This window comes from Blastococcus sp. KM273129, assembly GCF_021698995.1.
Lineage (GTDB): Bacteria > Actinomycetota > Actinomycetes > Mycobacteriales > Geodermatophilaceae > Blastococcus.
On sequence record NZ_SSXB01000014.1, the window covers coordinates 42756 to 62351 of the forward strand.

Here is a 19596-nt window from a genome sequence, read left to right on the forward strand (position 1 = left end):
CAGGGCCGCTACCCCAGCAGCCGGGTCAGGGCCGGGCCCAGGTCGGCCAGCGAGCGCACGGGGGCGACCGAGCCCCCGCCGCGGGCGGCCAGCGCCCGCGACGCCGCCAGCGCCTCCTCCTCCGCCGTCCCGCCGGGCAGCGGGCACAGCACGTCGAGCCGGTCGATGCCGCCCAGCGCCGAGGCGGCGTCGCCCCCGGCTGTGGCCAGGCAGTCCGACAGCAGGACGACCAGCCGCTCGTCGGCGTGCGCCGCCGTCCGCAGCTGCCCGGCCGCCGCCCGGAGCGCCGCTGCGAGGTCGGTGGTCCCGTGCCCCCGGAGACCCACCAGCGCCAGCACCAGGTCCTCGGCCGACCGGTGCCGGCCCTGCTGCTGCAGAACCTCCACCCGGTCGGCGAACGCCAGCACGCTGGTGCCCAGCCGCTCCCCGGCGGCCAGGACGACGCCCGCGGCGGCCACCGCGGCGATCGCCACCCCCAGCCCGCTCATCGAGCCCGACCGGTCGACGACCAGGCACACCGCCCGGCGGGCGCCGGCCCACCGGCGGGTCGCGACGTCCTCCGGGGCCGGCGGCCACGGCCCGCTCCACCGCTCCAGGGTGCGGTCCAGGTCCAGCTCGCCGTCACCGCCTCGGCCGGTGACCAGCCGCCGGGTGCCCCGCGCCCGGGCGGCGCCCACCCGGCCCACCTGCACGAACACGCGGGCCGCCAGCCGGCGCGCGGCCGCCCGGAGCTCGCGGTCGGTGGCCGTCGCGAGATCGGCGAGCAGCGCCGCCGCGGCGTCGGGATCGGCGCCCATCAGGCCGGCGAACGCCTCCTCGTCGAGCTCGCCCACCTCGGGGCTGACCTCGTCGAAGGCGGCGTGCCGCAGCTGCAGCTCGCGGCGCGCGGTCTGCCGCGGGCCCCGCCGGGCCGGCCGCTCGCGCCGGGCGCCCCCGCTGTCCGGGCCTGCCGCCTCAGGCGGCAGGCCCCCCGCTTTTCCCGGGCCGTCCCCGGCGGGCGACGGCGGCGCCCCGGGCGACGGGTCCGGCGGCGCCGCCCCGACCGGCCACACCTGGTCGAGGATCTCGTCGAGCACGGCCTCCGGGGTCCGCTCCACACCCTCGGTCACCCGGATCCGGCCGGAGAGCGCCGCGTGCAGGGCGTCCCGCGCCGCCTCGCGGGCGCCGTCGTCCTCGAGACCGGCCAGGCCGCGGAGCCGCAGCAGCCCGTCGAGCAGCAGCACCAGGTCGATCGCCCCGCGCACGGACGACCCGGTGCGCAGGTCGCGGTGGCCGCGGGTGGCCCGCACCAACGCCACCGCGAGGGCGACCGGCCGGGGCCGCGCGCCGGTCACCGAGGCGACGATCTCCCGCTCGGCGGCCTCGTCCTGGTAGCCGAGCACCACCCGGCACATGCGGTCGGCGATCGCCTGGCCCACCCGCGCGGTGCCGATCGCGTCGAAGGGGTTCATCGCCGCGATCAGCCGGAAGCCCGCCGCCGCCCGCACCGTGCCCAGCCGGGGGACGGCGATCTCCCCCTCGGTCAGCACCGTGATGAGGACGTTCAGGGTCTCCTCGGGGATGCGGTTGAGCTCCTCCAGGTAGAGCAGGCCCGAGCCGCGCATCGCGGTGAGCAGCGGGCCGTCGGTGAAGCTGCCGGGCACGTAGCCCTCGGCCATCACCGCCGCCGGGTCGTAGGAGCCGACCAGCCGGGCGGGGGTCAGCTCGGCGTTGCCCTCGACGAAGACGACGTCGCGGCCCACCTCGCCGGCGACCGCCCGCAGCAGCGTCGACTTCCCGGTGCCGGGCGGCCCTTCGAGGACGACGTGCCGATGGGTCTGCAGGGCGACGGTGAGGACCTCGCGCTCGCGCTGCAACCCGATGACCGGGGGACCGTCGCTCACCGGGCTCCTCCCTGCGCCGTGGCGCACCTGCCGCAGCCGGACCGCGGTGGCGCGTCCGGCCGGGACCCGTCGGCGGGCCCCGGCCGGACGCTACGGCAGATCAGCCGCCGAGGGTGTTCAGGTCGACCGGGTTCTCCGGCGCCGTGATCTCGACCGTCTCGCCGAACTCGCTGAACCGCACCGTGGCCGGGGCGTCGCCCTTGTCCTCGATCAGCAGCGGGTAGGGGGCGTCCTCGTCGTCGGCGACGGTGAGGGTGCTGCCGTCGTCCTGGGTGACGACGACGACCGGCTCGCCGTCCAGCTCGCCGGAGGTCACCTCGCCGGTGATGTCGCTGCCACCGGAGGCGCGCAGCTCCTGCACGAGGCCGGAGAGGGTCAGCGTGCTGAACGAGCCCGCCGCCTCCTCGGGCATGAGCACCCACTGGCCCTCGAGCTGCCCGGCGAACTCGGCCGGCATGCCGAAGGAGGCCCAGAAGTCGGCCGGGGCGCGGACGTAGGCGGTGCCGGCGGTGTAGACCAGCTCGACGGTCGCGCCGTCCATCGTGATGGTGCCCTGGGCGTCCTCGCCCTGGAGCTGCAGGTCGAGCTCCTGGGTCGTACCGCCCTCCTCCATCGACCCGACGACGTGCGCCGCGCCGGCCTCCTCGAGGGCGCCGAACGCGGTGTCGACCACCTCGGCGGCGTCCTGGTCGGCCAGCGAGCTCGCGCTCTCGGCGGCGGTGGTCGTGGCCGGCGCTGCGGTGCCGGCGTCCTCGGAGCCGCCGCAGCCGGCGAGCAGCAGGACGGCGGCGCCCGCCGTGGCGAGACGTTGGATGCGCATGGTTCCCCTCGTGTCCGGCGGGCCGGTCGGCCCCGCCGCGCGCCATGGTGCAGGGCACCGGCCCGCGCGGCGCGCACCGGGGTGGGCGTGTCCACCCCTCAGGGGGACGGGGACCGCCGGGGCAGCCGCGCCCGGGAGCGCCCGGCGGCCGCGGGGTCCAGCGGCACCGGGCTGCGCAGCACGGCCGGGCCCAGGCGCAGCACGCCGTCGGAGAGCGCCCCGCAGCGCACACCCCCGCGCCCCCGCAGACCGCGGTGCGCACCGGGCGCGAGCACCAGGTCCATCCACGCGCAGGGGTTGGCCGGCCGCCCGCCGCCCAGCAGCACCGGGCCGTCGCCGCAGTCCAGGGAGAACCGCCGGCCCCGCAGCGCCTCGACCTCCGCGCCGCGCAGCACCACGTTGCGCCGCGCGAGCAGCGGGTCGAGCGGCGCCACGCCGAGCTCCGCGGCGAGCTCCTCCAGCGACTCCACCGCCAGCACGGTCACCTGCGCGTCGCGGTGGGCCGGCCTCCCGGCGTAGCGGTCCCCGACGATGCCCACGCCGGCCCGGAGCTCCAGCCGCTCCCGCCGGTCGGCCGCCTGATCCGGGACCGCCGTCCCCGGCCGGCCGTCGTAGCGGTGCACCGGCGAGGCGAGCAGCCCGACCACCTCGACGTCGTAGCGGTGCCTCAGCGCTCCGCCGTCTCGTGGATGGGCCCCTCGACCTCGGCCAGTCGCCGGCCGGTCCCGCCCCACCGGCCCTGGATGATCTCCGCGGCGATCGACACCGCCGTCTCCTCGGGGGTGCGGGCGCCGAGGTCCAGGCCGATCGGCGAGGCGAGCCGGGCCAGCTCCCCGTCGGTCAGGCCGGCCTCGCGCAGCCGGGCCAGCCGTTCGTCGTGCGTGCGCCGCGAGCCCATGGCCCCCACGTACGCGACCGGGGTCCGCAGCGCGACCTCCAGCAGCGGGACGTCGAACTTCGGGTCGTGGGTGAGCACGCAGAGCACGGTGCGCTCGTCGACCCGGCCGGCGTCCACCTCGGCCTGCAGGTAGCGGTGCGGCCACTCGACGACGACCTCGTGCGCGTCCGGGAAGCGCTTCGGCGTCGCGAACACCGGCCGGGCGTCGCAGACGGTCACCCGGTAGCCGAGGAAGGCACCGACGCGGGCGACGGCGGCGGCGAAGTCGATCGCGCCGAACACCACCATCCGGGCCGCCGGGGCGAAGGAGTTCACGAACAGGGTCAGGTCGTCGCCGCGCCGCTCGCCGTCGTGGCCCACGTGCAGCAGGGCGGTGCGGCCGGCGGCCAGCATGCCGCGGGCGTCGTCGGCGACGGCGTCGTCCAGCCGCCGCGAGCCCAGCGTGCCGGAGGCGCGGTCGGGCCAGAGCACCAGCCGGCGGCCCAGCCGGTCGTCCGGCCCGGCCACCACGGTGACGACGGCGACCGGCTCGTGGCGGCCCACCGACTCCGCGACCTCGCCCAGCTCCGGGAAGGACTCGCGGGACACCGGTTCGACGAAGACGTCGAGGATCCCGCCGCAGGTCAGCCCGACGGCGAACGCGTCGTCGTCGCTGACCCCGTAGCGCCGCAGCACCGGCTCGCCGGTCTCGACCGCGTCCTTGGCCTCCTCGTACACCGCGCCCTCGACGCAGCCGCCGGAGACGCTGCCGACCGCCGTGCCGTCGGGCCCGACCAGCATCGAGGCACCGGCCGGCCGCGGCGCCGAGCGCCAGGTGCCCACGACCGTGCCCACGCCGACGGTCTCCCCCGCCTGCCACCAGCCGACGAGATCGTCCAGGACATCACGCATGCGCTCGCCCCTCCGGACCGCGTTGTTCCACGTGCAACGTCTCACGCACGGGCTATCACTCCCGACAGCTCCTCGAACGCGGCCATGCTGTGCCCGGCCACGAAGTGGTCCACCGACGGCAGCGCCGCCTGCATCCCGCCGGTGAGCGGTTCGTACCCCATCCGGCCCTTGTGCGGGTTGACCCAGACCACGGTGTGCGCCAGCCGCTTGAGCCGCGCCATCTGCTCGGCCAGCAGCGCGGCGTCCCCGCGCTCCCACCCGTCGCTGCAGACGACGACGACCGCCCCGCGCGCGGTGCCGCGCTGGCCCCACCGGTCGAGGAACGCCTTGAGCACCTCGCCCAGCCGCGTGCCGCCCGACCAGTCGGGGATCGCCTGGCCGCCGGCGGCCAGCGCCCGGTCGGGGTCGCGCAGCCGCAGCTCGCGGGTGACGCGGGTGAGCCGGGTGCCGATCGTGAACACCTCGGTCGACGCCGGCCGCGCCCGGACCGCCGCGTGCGCGAAGCGCAGCAGGGCGTCGGCGTAGGGGGTCATCGAGCCCGAGACGTCGACCAGCAGGACGACGCGCCGCGGGCGGGGTCGCGCCCGGCGGTGCACCAGGCGGCTGACCTCGCCGCCGTCGCGCAGCGCCCGCCGCACCGTGCGGGCGGGGTGCACCGACCCGTGGACGGCCGGCCGCCGGCGCCGGGCGGGGCGCATCGGCGCGGCCGGCACCATCAGCGCGAACAGCCGCCGCAGGTGCGCCTTCTCGGCGTCGGTCAGCCCGGCGACGTCGCGGTGCCGCAGCACCTCGTCGGCGCTGGCGCGGGCCGCGAGGTCGGGGGCGTCGGGGTCCTCGTCGCCCTCACCGGTGCCGGCGTCCAGCGGGGCGCTGACGGCCAGCCGCGGCTGCACCTGCGCCGCGGCGGGGGCCGGGCGGGGGCGGCGCCCCGAGAACCAGCCGAGGAAGGCGGCGTCGTAGCGGTCCAGGTCGTCCGGCCCGGCGCAGAGGGTGAGCCGGCCGGCCCAGTAGACCGCCGAGGGGCGCAGGACGTCGAGGTGGCCGAGCGCGGCGAGCATGGCCTGGACCCGGTCCGGGGAGGCGGGCACGCCCGCGTGCCGCAGCGTCCGGGCGAAGCCCAGCACCGTGTCGACGACGTCCCGCTCAGCCACCGAGCAGCGCCTCCGGGGCCAGCGACCGCACCCGCTCGGTGTCCTCCCGGTACTTGAGCACCGCGCCGAGGGTGCGCGCCGCCAGGTCGGGGTCCAGGTCACGAGCGCCCAGGGTGTGCAGCGCCGTCGCCCAGTCCATGGCCTCGGCCACCCCGGGCGGCTTGAGCAGGTCGAGGGTGCGCAGCGTCGCCGTCGCCCGGGCCACCTGGCGGGCCAGCTGCTCGGTGACCTGCGGCAGCCGGCGGCGCAGGATCGCGACCTCGCGGTCGAAGTCGGGGTGGGCGAGCCAGTGGTAGAGGCAGCGGCGCTTGAGGGCGTCGTGCACCTCGCGGGTCCGGTTGGAGGTGAGGACGACCAGCGGCGGGACCTCCGCACGGACGGTGCCGAGCTCGGGGATGGAGATCGTGAAGTCGGAGAGGATCTCCAGCAGGAACGCCTCGAACTCGTCGTCGGCGCGGTCCACCTCGTCGACCAGCAGCACGCTCGGCGCGTCCTCCAGCGCCTGCAGCAGCGGCCGGGCCAGCAGGAACCGGCGGTCGTAGAGCGAGGCCTCCAGCCGGGCGGGGTCGTCGGCGGCGTGCGCGGCCTCGGCGGCGCGCAGGTGCAGCAGCTGGCGGCCGAAGTCCCAGTCGTAGAGCGCCTGGCTGGCCTCCAGCCCCTCGTAGCACTGCAGCCGGTAGAGCGGCCGGCCGGTGATCTGCGCCAGCGCCTGGGCCAGCGCCGTCTTGCCGACGCCGGCCTCCCCCTCGAGGAACAGCGGCCGGTGCATGGCCAGCGCCAGGTGCGCGGCGGTGGCCAGCCCCTCGTCGGCGAGGTAGCCGGTGCCCTCGAGCGCGGCGGCCAGCTCGTCGGGGGTCCCGGGGACCGTGCGCTCGCTCACAGCAGCAGCATCCCACCTGGCCGCCGGCGTCCGCGCCCGCACCTCCCCCCGTCGGGCACGATGGCCGCATGCCGACCGCCGCTCCCGACCCGCTCGCCCTCGGCGACGACCTGCGCGCCTTCGTCGACGCCTCGCCCTCCCCCGCCCACGCGGTCGCCGAGCTGGTGCGCCGGCTGCGCGCGGCCGGCTTCACCGAGCTCGCGGAGGCCGACTCCTGGGCTCCGGCGCCCGGCGGGCAGCACTTCGTCGTCCGGCACGGGAGCGTGATCGCCTTCCGCCTGGGCAGCGGCCCGCTCGCCGGGGCCGGCATGCGGCTGGTGGGCGCGCACACCGACTCCCCCACGTTCAAGGTCCGGCCGCGCTGGGAGGTGCGGCAGTCCGGGTACCGGCTCGTCGGCGTCGAGCCCTACGGCGGCGGCCTCTGGCACACCTGGCTGGACCGGGAGCTCACGGTGGCCGGCCGGCTGGCGCTCCGTGGGGGGCGCACCGCCCTCGTCCGGCTGCCGGGTGCCCCCCTGCGGCTGCCGTCGCTGGCCATCCACCTGGACCGGAGCGTCCGGGAGGGGCTGACCCTCGACCCGCAGCAGCACCTGGTGCCGGTGTGGGACCGCGACCTCGGCACGGGCCCCGGCCTGGCCGAGGCGCTGGCCGACGCCGCCGGGGTCGACCGGGGCGACGTCGTCGGCACCGACCTGGTGCTGGCCGACACCCAGCCCTCGGCGCGCGCCGGCGCGGACGGCACCTGGGTGGCCGCGCCGCGGCTGGACGACCTCGCGTGCTGCCACTCCGGGCTGCTCGCACTGCTGGCCGCACCCGCCGGCGAGCGCACGCAGGTGCTGGTCTGCAACGACCACGAGGAGGTCGGCAGCGGCTCGATGTCCGGCGCCCGCGGCAGCTTCCTCGAGGACGTCGTCCGCCGGCTGGCCGCCGCCACCGACCCGGGGGACCCGCAGGCGGCGCACCGGGCGCTGGCCCGCTCGGTGCTGGTGTCGGCCGACATGGCCCACGCCGTGCACCCGACCCGCGCGGAGCGGCACGAGCCCGCGCACCGGCCCGAGCTCGGGGGCGGGCCGGTGCTCAAGGTGAACGCCAACCAGGCCTACGCCACCGACGCGGCGTCGGGCGGCTGGTTCACCGAGCGCTGCGACGAGGCGGGCGTCCCCGTGCAGACCTTCGTCACCCGGGCCGACCTGCCGTGCGGCAGCACGATCGGGCCGCTCACGGCGACCCGGCTGGGCGTCGCCACGGTCGACATCGGCGCCCCGATGCTCGCGATGCACTCCTGCCGCGAGCTGGCCTCGGCGCACGACGTCCCGCTGATGGTCCGCGCCCTGGCGGCCTGCCTGGCCGGCTGACCGCCCCCGGGCGCGACGGCGGCGGCCGACCGGAGTCTGGTCTCGGTCGGCCGCCGCGCGTCAGGTGTCCCCGGCCGGGGCCGGGGAGCGATCACATGCGCCGGTTGGCGCCGTCCGCGCCGTCGACCTCGATCTCCTCCTTGCGGAGGGTCTCGTCGACCTGCACGTCGTCGGTGACGGTCTCCTTGTCCAGGCGGACCCGCTCGACCGGCGTGGCCTCCTTGGAGACGACCGGCTTCTCGGCGCGGAGGGTGACCTCGTGCTCCTCCTCGCTGATCGCCGGCCCGTCCATGGCGTTGCCGGCGTTGGCGTCCGTGATCGGCTCGCGCTCGACCCGGACCTCCTCGTGCGACACGGGGACGGTCTCGGTGACGTTCTCGCTCACGACGTACTTGCGCAGCCGGGCCCGGCCGGTCTCCTCGGAGCGGGTCCCGACCTCCAGCCGCTCCTCGGAACGGGTCATGGCGTTGTCGGTGGTCGGGCCGGAGGTGTCGTGGCCGACCGTGCCGCGGGTGTCGGTGCGGGCGGTGTCGGTGTACCCGGTGTCGGTACGACCGGTGCCGGCCACGCCGGCGGTCCCGGCCACGCCCGTGGTGTCGGTCGTGGTCGTGGTCTCGGTGCGACCGGTGGTCCCCGTGCCGAGGCCGTAGTACCGGTACAGCTCCTCCTCCTCCTGCGGGGAGAGGTGACCGTCGGTGTCGATCTTGGGGGCGTCCTTGACGCGGTCCTTGCTGACCGGTACGCGGAGCCCGTCGTCGGTCAGGTTGGCGTCACGGATCGGGACGAAGGACTCCTTGGTCCCGAACAGCCCGGTGCGCACGGTCACCCACTCCGGCTGGCCGGTCTCGTCGTCGAGGTAGACCTCGGAGGCCGACCCGATCTTCTGACCCTCGGTGTCGTAGACGTCCTGGCCGATCACGCGGCTGATGGTCTCGGTGCCGATCATCGTCGTTGTCGCTCCTATCTGAGCTCGGGTGACGTTCGTCCCTCGGATGGGTGACCGGCACGATCGCCGTGAAACGACCGGATCGAGATCAACAGCCGCGTGCGCCCCCCTCCGTCCCCGCATCCGCGCCCACCGGCGGGCGCCCGAGGCAGGTCGGACCGACCATCGCCGCAGGTCACGCCCCGGGTCGCCGCCGCGGGGGGTGGTCAGCGGAACGGCCGGCGACCGCCCGAGCACCCGTGACGCAGCGTGATCCGTGGCCGCCCGGGCGTGTCGGGCCGGATCGGTCCGGCACACCCCGCCCGGCGCGTCGTCCACGACCCGGGGCGGGGCCTGCCTAGCGTCGTCGCGTGCCTCCCCGTTCGCCGTACGACGACCTGGTCCACCCCCGCACCGTGAAGAAGCCGGTGCCGCAGGTCGAGGCCGAGCGCGACCTCGTGGTCGAGGACCCGAGCTCCGGCTTCGTCGGGGCCGTGGTGCGCTGCGAGAAGGACGTCGTCCACCTGGAGGACCGCAACGGCCGCGTCCGGGCCTATCCGCTCGGCCCGGGTTTCTGGGTCGACGGCCGGCCGGTCGTGCTCGTGCGCCCGAAGCCGGTGGCGCCGGCCGGGCCGGCCCGCAGCGCCTCGGGGTCCACCTACGTCGCCGGCGCCCGGGCCCGGGTCGCCCGCGAGGGGCGCATCTACGTGGAGGGCAAGCACGACGCCGAGCTGGTCGAGAAGGTCTGGGGCCACGACCTGCGCATCGAGGGCGTCGTCGTCGAGCCGCTGCACGGCGTGGACGACCTGCCCGGCATCGTGCGCGAGTTCCGCCCGGCGTCCGGACGGCGGCTCGGTGTGCTGGTCGACCACCTGGTGCGCGGGTCCAAGGAGTCGCGCATCGCCGAGCAGGTCACCGGGGAGCACGCCCTCGTCGTCGGCCACCCGTTCATCGACATCTGGCAGGCGGTCAAGCCCTCGGTCGTCGGGATCAGGGCGTGGCCGACCGTCCCGAAGGGCGAGGACTGGAAGACGGGGGTCTGCCGCCGGCTGGGCTGGGAGGACGACACCGGATACGTGTGGGCGCAGCGCATCCTCGCCCGCGTGCGCACCTGGACCGACCTCGAGCCCGCCCTCATCGGCCGCGTCGAGGAGCTCATCGACTTCGTCACCACCGACTGACCCCGGCCACGATCGGGGAACCTGGTCATGGCGCTTCCTCCCTCACGGTGCGCGGTGAGGGAGGACGCCGTGCGGTGGGGGAGGACCGGTCCGGGGCGCCCCCGCCGCACGTCGAGCGGGGCGCGGGACGACGACGGGCCCGCCCGCGGGGATCGCGGACGGGCCCGTCGGACCGGGCGTCAGCCCGGGATGTAGTTGAAGGTGTCCGGGTCGGGCCCGGTGCGCTCGCCGCGGTCCAGGCCGGTCAGCGTGGCCATGTCCTCACGACCCAGCTCGAAGTCGAACAGCGCGAAGTTCTCCTCCATGCGCTCGCGGGAGGAGGACTTCGGGAAGACGACGTCGCCGCGTTGCACGTGCCAGCGGAGCACCACCTGGGCCGGGGTCCGGCCGAGGCGCTGGGCGATCTCGGTGATCGCCGGGTCGCCCAGCACCTTGCCCTGGGCGATCGGCGACCAGGCCTCGGTCACGATCTGGTGCTCGGCGTCGAACGCGCGGACGTCGTCCTGCGCCAGGTAGGGGTGGACCTCGATCTGGTTGACGGCCGGGACGACCTCGGTCTCGTCGAAGAGCCGCCGCAGGTGGTGCGGCTTGAAGTTCGAGACGCCGATCGCGCGGCAGCGGCCGTCGCGGTAGATCTCCTCCATGGCCTTCCAGGTCTCGACGTAGTCGACGTCGATGCCCGGCAGCGGCCAGTGGATGAGGAACAGGTCGAGCTGGTCGAAGCCGAGGTCGGCCAGCGTCCGGTCGAAGGCGCGCAGCGCGTCGTCGCGGCGGTGGAAGCCGTTGTTCAGCTTGCTGGTCACGAAGATCTCGCCGCGGTCGATGCCGGAGCGGGCGACGGCCTCGCCGACACCCTTCTCGTTGCCGTACATCTCGGCGGTGTCGATGTGCCGGTAGCCGACCTCGAGCGCCGTCGCGACGGTGTCGGCGGTCTCCTCGGGCGGGACCTGGTAGACGCCGAACCCCAGCTGCGGGATCTCGACGCCGTTGTTCAGTGCGAGGGAGGGCACTCCGTGGGTGGGTGGCTGGGCCACAGGCTGATCCTTCCGGTTCGGGGGAGGGCCGCGAGCCGCACGGTCGGTCGTGCGCGATCGGCCCGTCCCCCGCCTACCCGGTGGTGCCCTCCTCAACCAGCTCCGCGCGCGCCGCCCGGTCGCCCACCAGCGCGGCCCCGGCCACCCCGAGCAGCGCCACGAAGGCGGCGGCGACCGCGGGCACGGCGAACGCCGTCTCGGCACCCCAGGCGTCCACCGCGGCCCCCGCCGCCGCCGAGCCGACCGTGACGCCCAGCGTGAGCCCGGAGATGGTCCAGGAGAGCGACTCGGTGAGCAGGCCCGGCGCCGTCCGCGACTCCACCAGCGAGGTGCCCGAGACCAGCACCGGCGCGATGGTCAGCCCCGCGAGGAAGCCCACGCCGACGAGCACGGCCAGCGACCCGACGCCCCACAGCAGCTGCGCGGCCAGCCCGAACGCGACCGCCGTCGCCACGAACCGCGTGGCCAGCGTGCCGGGCAGCCGCGCGAGGCCGTAGACCAGGCCGGCCACCAGGCTCCCCGCGGCGAAGACGGCGAGCGCGACCCCGGAGAGCGCCGGCGCCCCCTCGGCCTCGGCGAAACCGACCACCACGACGTCGATGGCGCCGAACACGGTGCCCACGGCCAGGTACGTGACGGTGACGACCAGCAGCGTCGGCGTCAGCACCGCCCACCAGCGCGCGGTGGCCGACCCGGCGACGGGGTGCGGCGGCGGGTCGGTGTCACGCAGCCCGGCCAGCCAGAGCCCGCCGACCGCCCCCAGGACGACGCCGGTCAGGAACCCGACGGGCGGGGCGACCAGCGTGGCCAGCAAGGTCACCAGCGGCGGGCCGACGACGAAGACCACCTCGTCGACGACGGCCTCGAAGGCGAACGCCGTCTGCCGGCCGGCGGGGTCGAGCGCCGCGGCCCACCGCGCGCGCACCAGCGACCCGATGTTCGGGCTGCTGCCACCGACCGCCGCGGCGAGCAGGAACCAGCTCCACCGAGGCGCGCCGCCCACCACGGCGGCGACGAAGGCGACACCCGAGAGGGCGAAGAGGGTCATCGCCAGGCGGAGCACCGGCCCCTGCCCGCGGCGGTCCATGGCGCGCGCCCACTGGGGTCCGGCGATGCCGTAGCTGAGCGCGAGGGCGCCGGAGACGGCGCCGGCGAGGCCGTAGCTGCCGGTCTCCCGGGAGACCAGCAGGACCGCGCCCAGGCCGAGCATGGGCGCGGGGAGCCGCCCCACCCAGCCGGCCAGGGAGAAGGCCACGGACCCGGGGACGGCGAACAGGCGGCTGTAGGGGCTGAAGACGGTGCGGGCCGACACGGTTCTCTCGCGCTTCCTGGCCACAGGCGAGTGCGGGACGTCCTCCGCCGGTCTCTCGGGTGGCGAGGGCACGGTAGCAACGGCTCCGCGGCGGCGCCCGCGCATTTCCACCCAGCCACGGATCGCCCGGCGCGGCTACATTCGGGCCATGACCGGCGCCGACCTCCCCGATCCCGTGGTCCGCCGGGGCGTGGGCGCGGTGGCCGCCGGGTCCGGCGGCCTGGTCGACCGGTACGGCCGCACCGCCACCGACCTGCGCGTGTCGCTGACCGACCGGTGCAACCTGCGCTGCACCTACTGCATGCCGCCGGAGGGCCTGCAGTGGCTGCCCAAGGTCGAGCAGCTCACCGACGACGAGGTCACCCGCCTGGTGCGCATCGGGGTGGAGCACCTCGGCATCCGGGAGGTGCGCTTCACCGGCGGCGAGCCGCTGCTGCGCCCGGGTCTGGTGGGCATCGTCGCCGCCGCGACGGCGCTGCGCCCGCGGCCCGAGGTCAGCCTGACCACCAACGCCATCGGGCTGTCCCGGATGGCGCCCGCGCTGGCCGGGGCCGGGCTGGACCGCATCAACGTCAGCCTCGACACGCTGGACCGCGAGCGGTTCAAGCAGCTGACCCACCGCGACCGGCTGGACGACGTCCTCGCCGGGCTCGCCGCCGCGCGCGACGCCGGGCTCACCCCGGTGAAGGTCAACGCCGTCCTGCTGCACGGGATCAACGACGTCGACGCCGTCCCGCTGCTCGACTTCTGCCTGGAGCAGGGGTACGAGCTGCGTTTCATCGAGCAGATGCCGCTGGACGCCCACCACGCCTGGACGCGCGGGCGGATGGTCACCGCCGAGGACATCCTGGAGCGGCTGACGGCGGCCCACGAGCTCGCGCCCGACAGCGAGGAGCGGGGCTCCGCGCCGGCCGAGCGCTGGCTGGTCGACGGCGGTCCGGCGACCGTGGGCGTCATCGCCTCGGTCACCCGGTCCTTCTGCGGCGCCTGCGACCGCACCCGGCTCACCGCCGACGGGCAGGTCCGCAACTGCCTGTTCGCCCGCGAGGAGTCCGACCTGCGCACGGCGCTGCGCGAGGGCGCCACCGACGCCGAGCTGGCCGACCGCTGGCGGATCGCCACGCTGGGCAAGCTGCCCGGCCACGGCATCGACGACCCGTCCTTCCTCCAGCCGAGCCGCCCCATGTCGGCGATCGGGGGCTGAGGTGCCCGCCGTCACCGTCCGCTACTTCGCCGGCGCCCGCGCGGCGGCCGGCGTCGACACCGAGCCCTGCGAGGCCGACACGCTGGACGAGCTCGTCGTGCGGGTCTCCGGCGCGCACGGTGCGCGGCTGGAGCGGGTGCTCGCCGCCTGCTCGTTCCTCGTCGACGGCGCCCAGCCCCGCGACCGGGCGGCCCCGCTGCCCGCCGGTGCGGTCGTCGACGTCCTCCCGCCCTTCGCCGGGGGCTGAGCCGCGCTCCACCGGGGTCCAACGCCCTCCCCCGGGAGCCGGACGGCCTTTGCCCCGAGCCGACCGCACCGGGAGGATGGGCGCCATGAGCATCTTCGACAAGGCGAAGGCGAAGGCCGAGGAGCTGTTCGGCCGCGCCGAGGAGCTGTACGGGGAGTCCCACGGCGACGCCGCGGCGAAGGTCGACGGGGAGGCCCACCGGCTGGAGGCCGAGGCCGAGGAGGCCGAGCTGGAGCGCGACGAGCGGACCGACGACGACGGGCTCGCCGGGGCCCGCTGATCCTGCTGCGGGCGGTTGGCGCCGCCCGCCCCGGGTAATACGGTCGCCATGGTTCCGCTAGGGATCGCAGACGTCGCACCGTGGCCGGACTGGCGAGCGGCCGCGGAGGGCGCGCTCGCGTTCCTGGCCGAGCACGTCGGCTGGGATCTCTGGATGGTCACCCAGGTCGTGGAGGACCGGCAGGTCGTCCTCCTGGCCCATCCCGACCGGGCCGTGCGCCCCGGCCTGGTGCTGCCCTGGGAGCGCAGCTTCTGCCGGCAGATGGTGGAGGGCAGCGCCCCCCGGCTGGCCACGGTGACGGCCGCGGTCCCCGAGTACGCCTCGCGGACGACCGGCCCGCTGCGCGACATCGCCGCCTACGTCGGCATCCCGCTGCTCACCCGGGACCTGCAGCTGTTCGGCACGCTGTGCGGGGTCGCCTACCGGGCCAAGCCACGCAGCGCCGCCCGGGAGCTCTCCGTCGTGGAGGCCGCCGCCCGCATGCTGAGCACCCTGATGGCCGCGGGGTGGGACCCACCGCCGCTGCCGGGCGAGCCCGACCGGGAGGTGGTGTGCTGAGCCGGTGCGCGCCGAACAGCTGACCGGTCCCGTCTGCCACCACGGCGAGGGGCCCGTGTGGTCACCGGCCTGGGGAGGGCTGCGCTGCGTCGACATGCTCGCCGGCGACGTCCTCGCGGTGGGTGACGACGGCGCGGTGACCCGCCGGCACGTCGGTGCGGTCGCGGCGGCGCTCCGCCCGCGCCGCGGGGGTGGCGCGGTCATCGCCGTCGAGCGCGGCTTCGCGCTGGAGGCCCCCGACGGGGCGGTCACCCCGCTGCCCCCGGTGTGGAGCGATCCCGGCGTCCGCATGAACGACGGCGGCTGCGACCCCGACGGCCGGTTCTGGTGCGGCTCGATGGCCTACGAGCAGACGCCGGGCGCCGCCGCGCTGTACCGGCTGGACCCCGACGGCAGCGTGCACGAGGCGTTCGGCGGCGTCACGGTGTCCAACGGGCTGGCGTGGAACCCCGACGGGTCGCTGGCCTACTACGCCGACACGGCCACCCACCGCATCGACGTCCTCGACTACGACCGGGACGCCGGGCTGACCGGCCGCCGCCCGTTCGTGACCTTCGCCGGCGACGGCAACCCCGACGGGCTCACCGTCGACGCGGAGGGCGGCGTCTGGGTGGCGCTCTACGGCAGCGGCGAGGTGCACCGCTACGACGCCGGCGGCCGGCGGGACGCCGTGGTGGAGCTGCCCACCCCCCAGGTGACCGCCTGCACCCTGGGCGGCCCCGGCCTGGACCGGCTCTTCGTCACCACGTCGGCCGAGGGTGGCCCGGACGACGGCATCGCGGGGTCGTTGTTCACCGTGGACGCCGGCGTGCGCGGGTTGCCGGTGCGGGAGTTCGCCGGCTGAGGGGGCCGCCTACGGGCAGGCGACCCACTCCTCCTCGCCGTCGCCGAAGACCTGCCGCTTCCAGATCGGCAGCCGCCTCTTCACCTCGTCGACGAGCTCGGCGCAGGCGGTGAAGGCCTGGCCGCGGTGGGAGGCGCTGACCGCGCAGGCGAGCGCGACGTCCCCGATGCCCAGCAGGCCGACGCGGTGGCTGACGGCGACGGCGTGCACCTCGGGGCGGGCGGCGAACTCCTCGGCCAGCTCGACGAGGACCTCGGCCGCGCTCGGGTGGCCGACGTACTCGAGCTCGGTCACCGTGCGGCCGCCGTCGTGGTCGCGGACGACGCCGGCGAAGGAGACCACCGCCCCCGCCGCGGCGACGGAGACGGCCTCCTCGTGCTCGGCGACGGACAGCGGCGCGTCGAGGACCCTGGCGATCACGGCGCCGACGCTACCCCCGGCGGCGGCACGTCGAGGTCGACCGGATCGGCCAGGCCGGTGCAGTCCACCTCGACGACGTCGTGCGCGGCCAGGTACCGGCGGGCGCCCTCGTCGCCGGTCGCGGTCTCCGCGACGCCGGCCCAGTGGTCGCGCCCGATCAGCACCGGGTGGCCGCGGACGCCGTCGTAGGTGGCGGTCGCGAGCGCGTCCGGGGCGGCGTGGGCGGCGACGGCCCGCAGCGCCTCGGGCGTCATGCCGGGCATGTCGACCAGGGTGACCAGCGCGGCGTCCACCCTCCCCGGGAAACCGCGCAGCCCGTCCAGGCCGGTGCGCAGCGAGGAGGCCATGCCCGACTCCCAGTCCTTGTTCGCCAGCACCACGGCGTTCGCGAGGCGGGCGCTGCGCCAGACGTCGACCGCCCGCGCGCCGAGCACGACGAGCACCGGGTCGCAGACAGCGCCCGCCGTCGCCACGGCGCGCTCGACCAGCAGGCTGCCCTCGTACTCGACCAGCGCCTTGGGCATCCCGTAGCGGCGGCCGCCCCCGGCGGCCAGGACGACGGCTGCGGTCCTCATGCGCCCCACTCTCTCAGCGCGCGTAGACGGCGACCTCGGAGGCCTTGACACCGGCCCACACCTCGGCGCCCGGGACGAGTCCCATCTCGGCGAACGAGGTGGCGGTGACGTCGGCGACCAGCGGTACCTCGCCGTCGAGCTCGCAGCGCACCGTGGCCCCGTGCGGGGTGGCACCCACCACCCGCTCCCGCCAGAGGTTGCGCGTGCTGCCGTCCGGCCGGGTGGTGTAGAGGGCCACCGACTCGGGGCGGATCGCGGCGAACACCGGCCCGGCGGCCTCCTCGGCGATGGCCACCGCCGCCCCGCAGTCGAGCCGCACCGACCGGCCCGCGCCGGTGCCCGGCAGCAGCGACAGCCCCACGAGCCGGGCCACGTAGTCGGTGCGCGGCCGGCGGGCCACCTCGGCCGGGGTGCCCGTCTGCACGACCCGCCCCTCCTCGAGGACGACGACGCGGTCGGCGAGCGCCATCGCGTCCACCGGGTCGTGGGTGACCAGCACGGTGCTGCCGCGGAAGCCGGCCAGGTGGCGGCGCAGCTCGGCGCGGACGGTCAGCCGGGTGCGCGCGTCCAGGGCCGACAGCGGCTCGTCGAGCAGCAGCAGGGCCGGGTCGCCGACCAGCGCGCGGGCCAGCGCCGCCCGTTGCGCCTGCCCCCCGGAGAGCTCGGCCGGCCGCCGGGCGCCCAGCCCGTCGAGCCCCACCCGGGTGAGCCAGGCCGCCGCGGCCGCCCGCGCCTCCCCGCGGCGGGCGCCCCGCGTGCGGAGGCCGAAGGCGACGTTGTCGGCCACGCTCAGGTGCGGGAAGAGCAGGGCGTCCTGGAAGACCATGCCCAGCGCCCGCCGGTGCGCCGGGCGGGAGGTGACCCCGTCGTCCCAGACCTCGCCGCCGACGACGACCCGCCCGCGGTCGGGGGGCAGCAGGCCGGCCAGCACCCGGACGAACGTGGACTTGCCCGCGCCGTTCGGGCCGAGGAGGGCCAGCACCTCGCCGTCGGCCACCTCGACGTCGACGCGGAGGTCGAGCTCGCCGCGGCGGGTGCCGACGGACGCCTCCAGGCTCATGCGGCCCCCGCCCGGCCGAGCCAGCGGTCGCGGAGCAGCAGCAGGGTGGCCAGCGAGACCGCGAGCAGCACCACCGAGAGGACGATCGCCGCGTCCGGGTCCCGCTGCAGCGCCAGGTAGACCGCCAGCGGCATCGTCTGCGTGGTGCCGGGGAAGTTGCCGGCGAAGGTGATCGTGGCGCCGAACTCCCCGAGCGCCCGGGCCCAGCAGAGCACCGCGCCGGCCGCGATCCCCGGCGCGACGAGGGGGAGCGTGACCCGGCGGAACGTCGTCCAGCGGCCGGCGCCGAGCGTGGCGGCGACGTCCTCGAAGCGGCTGTCCGCGGCGCGCAGCGCACCCTCGACGCTGATGACCAGGAACGGCATCGCGACGAAGGTCTCGGCGATGACGACGGCGGCGGTGGTGAACGGGATCGTGATGCCGAAGGCGTCGTCCAGCCAGGAGCCGACGATGCCCTGCCGCCCCAGCACGAGGAACAGCGCGACGCCGCCCACGACCGGCGGCAGCACCAGCGGCACGGTGACCAGCGCCCGGAGCACCGAGCGGCCGCGGGCCCGCGAGCGGGCCAGCACCCACGCCAGCGGGACGCCGAGCACCAGCGAGAGCGCGGTGGCGAGCGTGGCCGACACAAGGGAGAGCCGCAGCGCCTGCCCGACCGCCGGTTCCGCCAGCTGGCCGGCCAGCTGCGACCACGGGGTGCGGACCAGCAGGCCGAGCAGCGGGAGCACGAGGAAGGCGACGCCGAGCGCGGCGGGGACGAGCAGCGGGCCCGGGACGCGGGTGGCGGGGCGGGTCACGGCGTCCGGAACCCGGCGTCCCGCAGCAGCTCGCGGCCCTCGGCGGAGAGCACCAGGTCGACGAACGCCTGCGCCGCGGCGGGGTCCCGGGCACCCGCCAGCACGCTGATCGGGTACCGGTTGGCGGCCGCCGCGGCCTCCGGCACCTCGATCGCGTCGACGGTCTGCTGCCGGGCGGCTGCGTCGGTGACGTACACGAGCGCCGCGTCCACCTCCCCGAGCTCCACCTTCTGCAGGGTGGCGCGGGCGTCCTCCTCGTAGGTGTCCGGCCGAGCGGTCACGCCGGCGGCGGCGAGGAGCCGCTCCGCCGCCGCACCGCAGGGCGCGTCCGGCGCGCAGAGGGCGACGGCCAGGTCCTCCCGGGCCAGGTCGGCGAGCCCGGTGACGCCGGCCGGGTTCCCCTCGGGCACGGCGAGGGTCAGCACGTTCTCGGCGAAGACCTGCGGGTCCTCGGCCAGGCCCGCGTCGGCGACCACCTGCATCTGCCGCTCGTCGGCGGAGGCGAAGACGTCGATCGGGGCGCCCTGGCTGATCGCCGTCGCCGCACCGGCGCTGCTGAGGTAGCCGAAGTCCACGTCGACGTCCGGGTGGCGCTCGCGGTACGCCGCCTCCACCCGCTCGAAGACGTCGATGAGCGAGGCCGCCGCGTACACCGTGAGCGTGCCGCCGGGCCGGTCGGCGTCCGGGTCGTCGGCGCCGCACCCGGCGAGGAGCGCGGCTGCCGCGAGCAGCACGAGCAGCGGACGCATGCCCTCCCCTCCCGGACGCCGGCTCCGGTGGCCGCGTCTGCGGAGCATCAGAGCAGCCTTCTCCGCGGCTGCGCAAGAGGCGCGAGGGGAGCCGCCCGCAGCTGCGGCTAGGGCACGTCGACGCTGACCTGGGTGGCCTTGACGGTGGCGACCGCCCGGACGCCGACAACCAGCCCGAGCTCGTCGGCCGCCTCCCGGGACATGAGGGAGACGACGCGGAAGGGCCCGGCCTGGATCTCCACCTGCGCCATGACGCCGTCGCGGACCACGTTGGTGACGATGCCGGCCAGCCGGTTGCGGGCCGACGACGGCGTCGTCCCGGGCTCGGGGGCGTCCCGGAGCTGGGTGGCGAGGCGGGCGAGGTCGGCGCCCTCGATGACCGCCGGGCCTCCGCCGTCCCGGTGCGCCGGCAGCCGTCCGCCGTCCACCCAGCGGCGGACCGTGTCGTCGCTGACGCCGAGCAGCGCGGCCGCCTCGGCGATGCGGTAGGTGGCGCCCACGGCAAGACCCTAGCCGCGGCCTGTGGACGACG

22 protein-coding genes are annotated in these 19596 nt (G+C 76.5%); 7 read left to right on the forward strand and 15 right to left on the reverse strand.

The genetic code is table 11. From position 1 onward, the window contains the following. Window positions 1-8 precede the first annotated feature (8 nt). From E9565_RS06290 to E9565_RS06315, 6 genes are all read right to left on the reverse strand, one after another. Window positions 9-1883, reverse strand: coding sequence for a MoxR family ATPase (locus E9565_RS06290; RefSeq protein ID WP_236834339.1), 1875 nt, complete (start codon window positions 1881-1883; stop codon window positions 9-11). 100 nt (window positions 1884-1983) lie between these two features. Further along, window positions 1984-2703, reverse strand: a complete 720-nt coding sequence (locus E9565_RS06295; RefSeq protein ID WP_236825434.1) for a hypothetical protein — start codon at window positions 2701-2703, stop codon at window positions 1984-1986. A gap of 98 nt (window positions 2704-2801) precedes the next feature. Then, a complete protein-coding gene (locus E9565_RS06300; RefSeq protein ID WP_236834340.1) occupies window positions 2802-3350 on the reverse strand; it encodes an MOSC domain-containing protein in 549 nt (182 codons plus the stop codon). Window positions 3351-3370: 20 nt separating this feature from the next. After that, window positions 3371-4492 (reverse strand): XdhC/CoxI family protein, encoded by a 1122-nt coding sequence (locus E9565_RS06305; protein ID WP_236825436.1) that lies wholly within the window; start codon window positions 4490-4492, stop codon window positions 3371-3373. Between the two features lie 41 nt (window positions 4493-4533). Then, entirely contained in the window at window positions 4534-5643 is a 1110-nt protein-coding gene (locus E9565_RS06310) for a VWA domain-containing protein (protein ID WP_236825437.1), read from the reverse strand. Beyond that, window positions 5636-6523: a MoxR family ATPase gene (locus E9565_RS06315; protein WP_236825438.1), complete on the reverse strand. Its 888-nt coding sequence runs from the start codon at window positions 6521-6523 to the stop codon at window positions 5636-5638. Before E9565_RS06315 ends, E9565_RS06310 begins: the two co-directional genes overlap by 8 nt. Before the next feature lie 68 nt (window positions 6524-6591). Between E9565_RS06315 and E9565_RS06320 the strand changes: the two genes are divergently transcribed. Next, a complete protein-coding gene (locus E9565_RS06320; RefSeq protein WP_236825439.1) occupies window positions 6592-7878 on the forward strand; it encodes a M18 family aminopeptidase in 1287 nt (428 codons plus the stop codon). A gap of 91 nt (window positions 7879-7969) precedes the next feature. Here the strand turns inward: E9565_RS06320 and E9565_RS06325 are convergent, their stop codons facing one another. Continuing rightward, window positions 7970-8824 (reverse strand): DUF2382 domain-containing protein, encoded by an 855-nt coding sequence (locus E9565_RS06325; protein ID WP_236825440.1) that lies wholly within the window; start codon window positions 8822-8824, stop codon window positions 7970-7972. A gap of 350 nt (window positions 8825-9174) precedes the next feature. Between E9565_RS06325 and E9565_RS06330 the strand changes: the two genes are divergently transcribed. Continuing rightward, window positions 9175-9984 (forward strand): DUF3097 domain-containing protein, encoded by an 810-nt coding sequence (locus E9565_RS06330; RefSeq protein ID WP_236834341.1) that lies wholly within the window; start codon window positions 9175-9177, stop codon window positions 9982-9984. A gap of 179 nt (window positions 9985-10163) precedes the next feature. Here the strand turns inward: E9565_RS06330 and E9565_RS06335 are convergent, their stop codons facing one another. Continuing rightward, window positions 10164-11018 carry an aldo/keto reductase gene (locus E9565_RS06335; RefSeq protein ID WP_236825442.1) on the reverse strand — a complete coding sequence of 285 codons (855 nt, stop codon included), beginning with the start codon at window positions 11016-11018 and terminating at the stop codon, window positions 10164-10166. Between the two features lie 73 nt (window positions 11019-11091). After that, complete coding sequence (locus E9565_RS06340; RefSeq protein WP_236834342.1) at window positions 11092-12330, reverse strand: MFS transporter; 1239 nt, start codon at window positions 12328-12330, stop codon at window positions 11092-11094. Window positions 12331-12478: 148 nt separating this feature from the next. Here E9565_RS06340 and moaA point away from each other — a divergent pair, with 148 nt between their 5' ends. From moaA to E9565_RS06365, 5 genes are all read left to right on the forward strand, one after another. Further along, complete coding sequence (gene moaA, locus E9565_RS06345) at window positions 12479-13534, forward strand: GTP 3',8-cyclase MoaA (protein WP_236834343.1); 1056 nt, start codon at window positions 12479-12481, stop codon at window positions 13532-13534. A gap of 1 nt (window position 13535) precedes the next feature. Next, entirely contained in the window at window positions 13536-13781 is a 246-nt protein-coding gene (locus E9565_RS06350; RefSeq protein WP_236825445.1) for a MoaD/ThiS family protein, read from the forward strand. A gap of 85 nt (window positions 13782-13866) precedes the next feature. Then, a complete protein-coding gene (locus tag E9565_RS06355) occupies window positions 13867-14061 on the forward strand; it encodes a hypothetical protein (RefSeq protein ID WP_236825446.1) in 195 nt (64 codons plus the stop codon). 48 nt (window positions 14062-14109) lie between these two features. Beyond that, a complete protein-coding gene (locus tag E9565_RS06360) occupies window positions 14110-14619 on the forward strand; it encodes a histidine kinase (RefSeq protein WP_236825447.1) in 510 nt (169 codons plus the stop codon). A 4-nt stretch (window positions 14620-14623) separates the two neighbouring features. Next, window positions 14624-15463, forward strand: coding sequence for an SMP-30/gluconolactonase/LRE family protein (locus tag E9565_RS06365; protein ID WP_236834344.1), 840 nt, complete (start codon window positions 14624-14626; stop codon window positions 15461-15463). 9 nt (window positions 15464-15472) lie between these two features. Here E9565_RS06365 and E9565_RS06370 read toward each other — a convergent pair whose 3' ends face one another. The 6 genes from E9565_RS06370 to E9565_RS06395 form a co-directional block, all read right to left on the reverse strand. Next, window positions 15473-15883, reverse strand: a complete 411-nt coding sequence (locus E9565_RS06370) for a molybdenum cofactor biosynthesis protein MoaE (RefSeq protein WP_236825449.1) — start codon at window positions 15881-15883, stop codon at window positions 15473-15475. Continuing rightward, the gene (locus E9565_RS06375; RefSeq protein ID WP_236825450.1) at window positions 15880-16458 is read right to left on the reverse strand and encodes an NTP transferase domain-containing protein; all 579 of its coding nucleotides are present in this window, start codon (window positions 16456-16458) and stop codon (window positions 15880-15882) included. Before E9565_RS06375 ends, E9565_RS06370 begins: the two co-directional genes overlap by 4 nt. 13 nt (window positions 16459-16471) lie before the next feature. Beyond that, window positions 16472-17518 (reverse strand): ABC transporter ATP-binding protein, encoded by a 1047-nt coding sequence (locus E9565_RS06380; RefSeq protein ID WP_236834345.1) that lies wholly within the window; start codon window positions 17516-17518, stop codon window positions 16472-16474. Then, on the reverse strand, window positions 17515-18315 hold the full coding sequence (locus E9565_RS06385; RefSeq protein ID WP_236825452.1) for an ABC transporter permease: 801 nt from the start codon (window positions 18313-18315) through the stop codon (window positions 17515-17517). The genes E9565_RS06380 and E9565_RS06385 overlap by 4 nt, the downstream gene beginning before the upstream one ends. Then, window positions 18312-19064 (reverse strand): molybdate ABC transporter substrate-binding protein, encoded by a 753-nt coding sequence (gene modA, locus E9565_RS06390; protein ID WP_236834346.1) that lies wholly within the window; start codon window positions 19062-19064, stop codon window positions 18312-18314. Before modA ends, E9565_RS06385 begins: the two co-directional genes overlap by 4 nt. A gap of 107 nt (window positions 19065-19171) precedes the next feature. Then, window positions 19172-19564: a molybdopterin-binding protein gene (locus E9565_RS06395; protein ID WP_236825454.1), complete on the reverse strand. Its 393-nt coding sequence runs from the start codon at window positions 19562-19564 to the stop codon at window positions 19172-19174. Window positions 19565-19596: the final 32 nt, after the last annotated feature.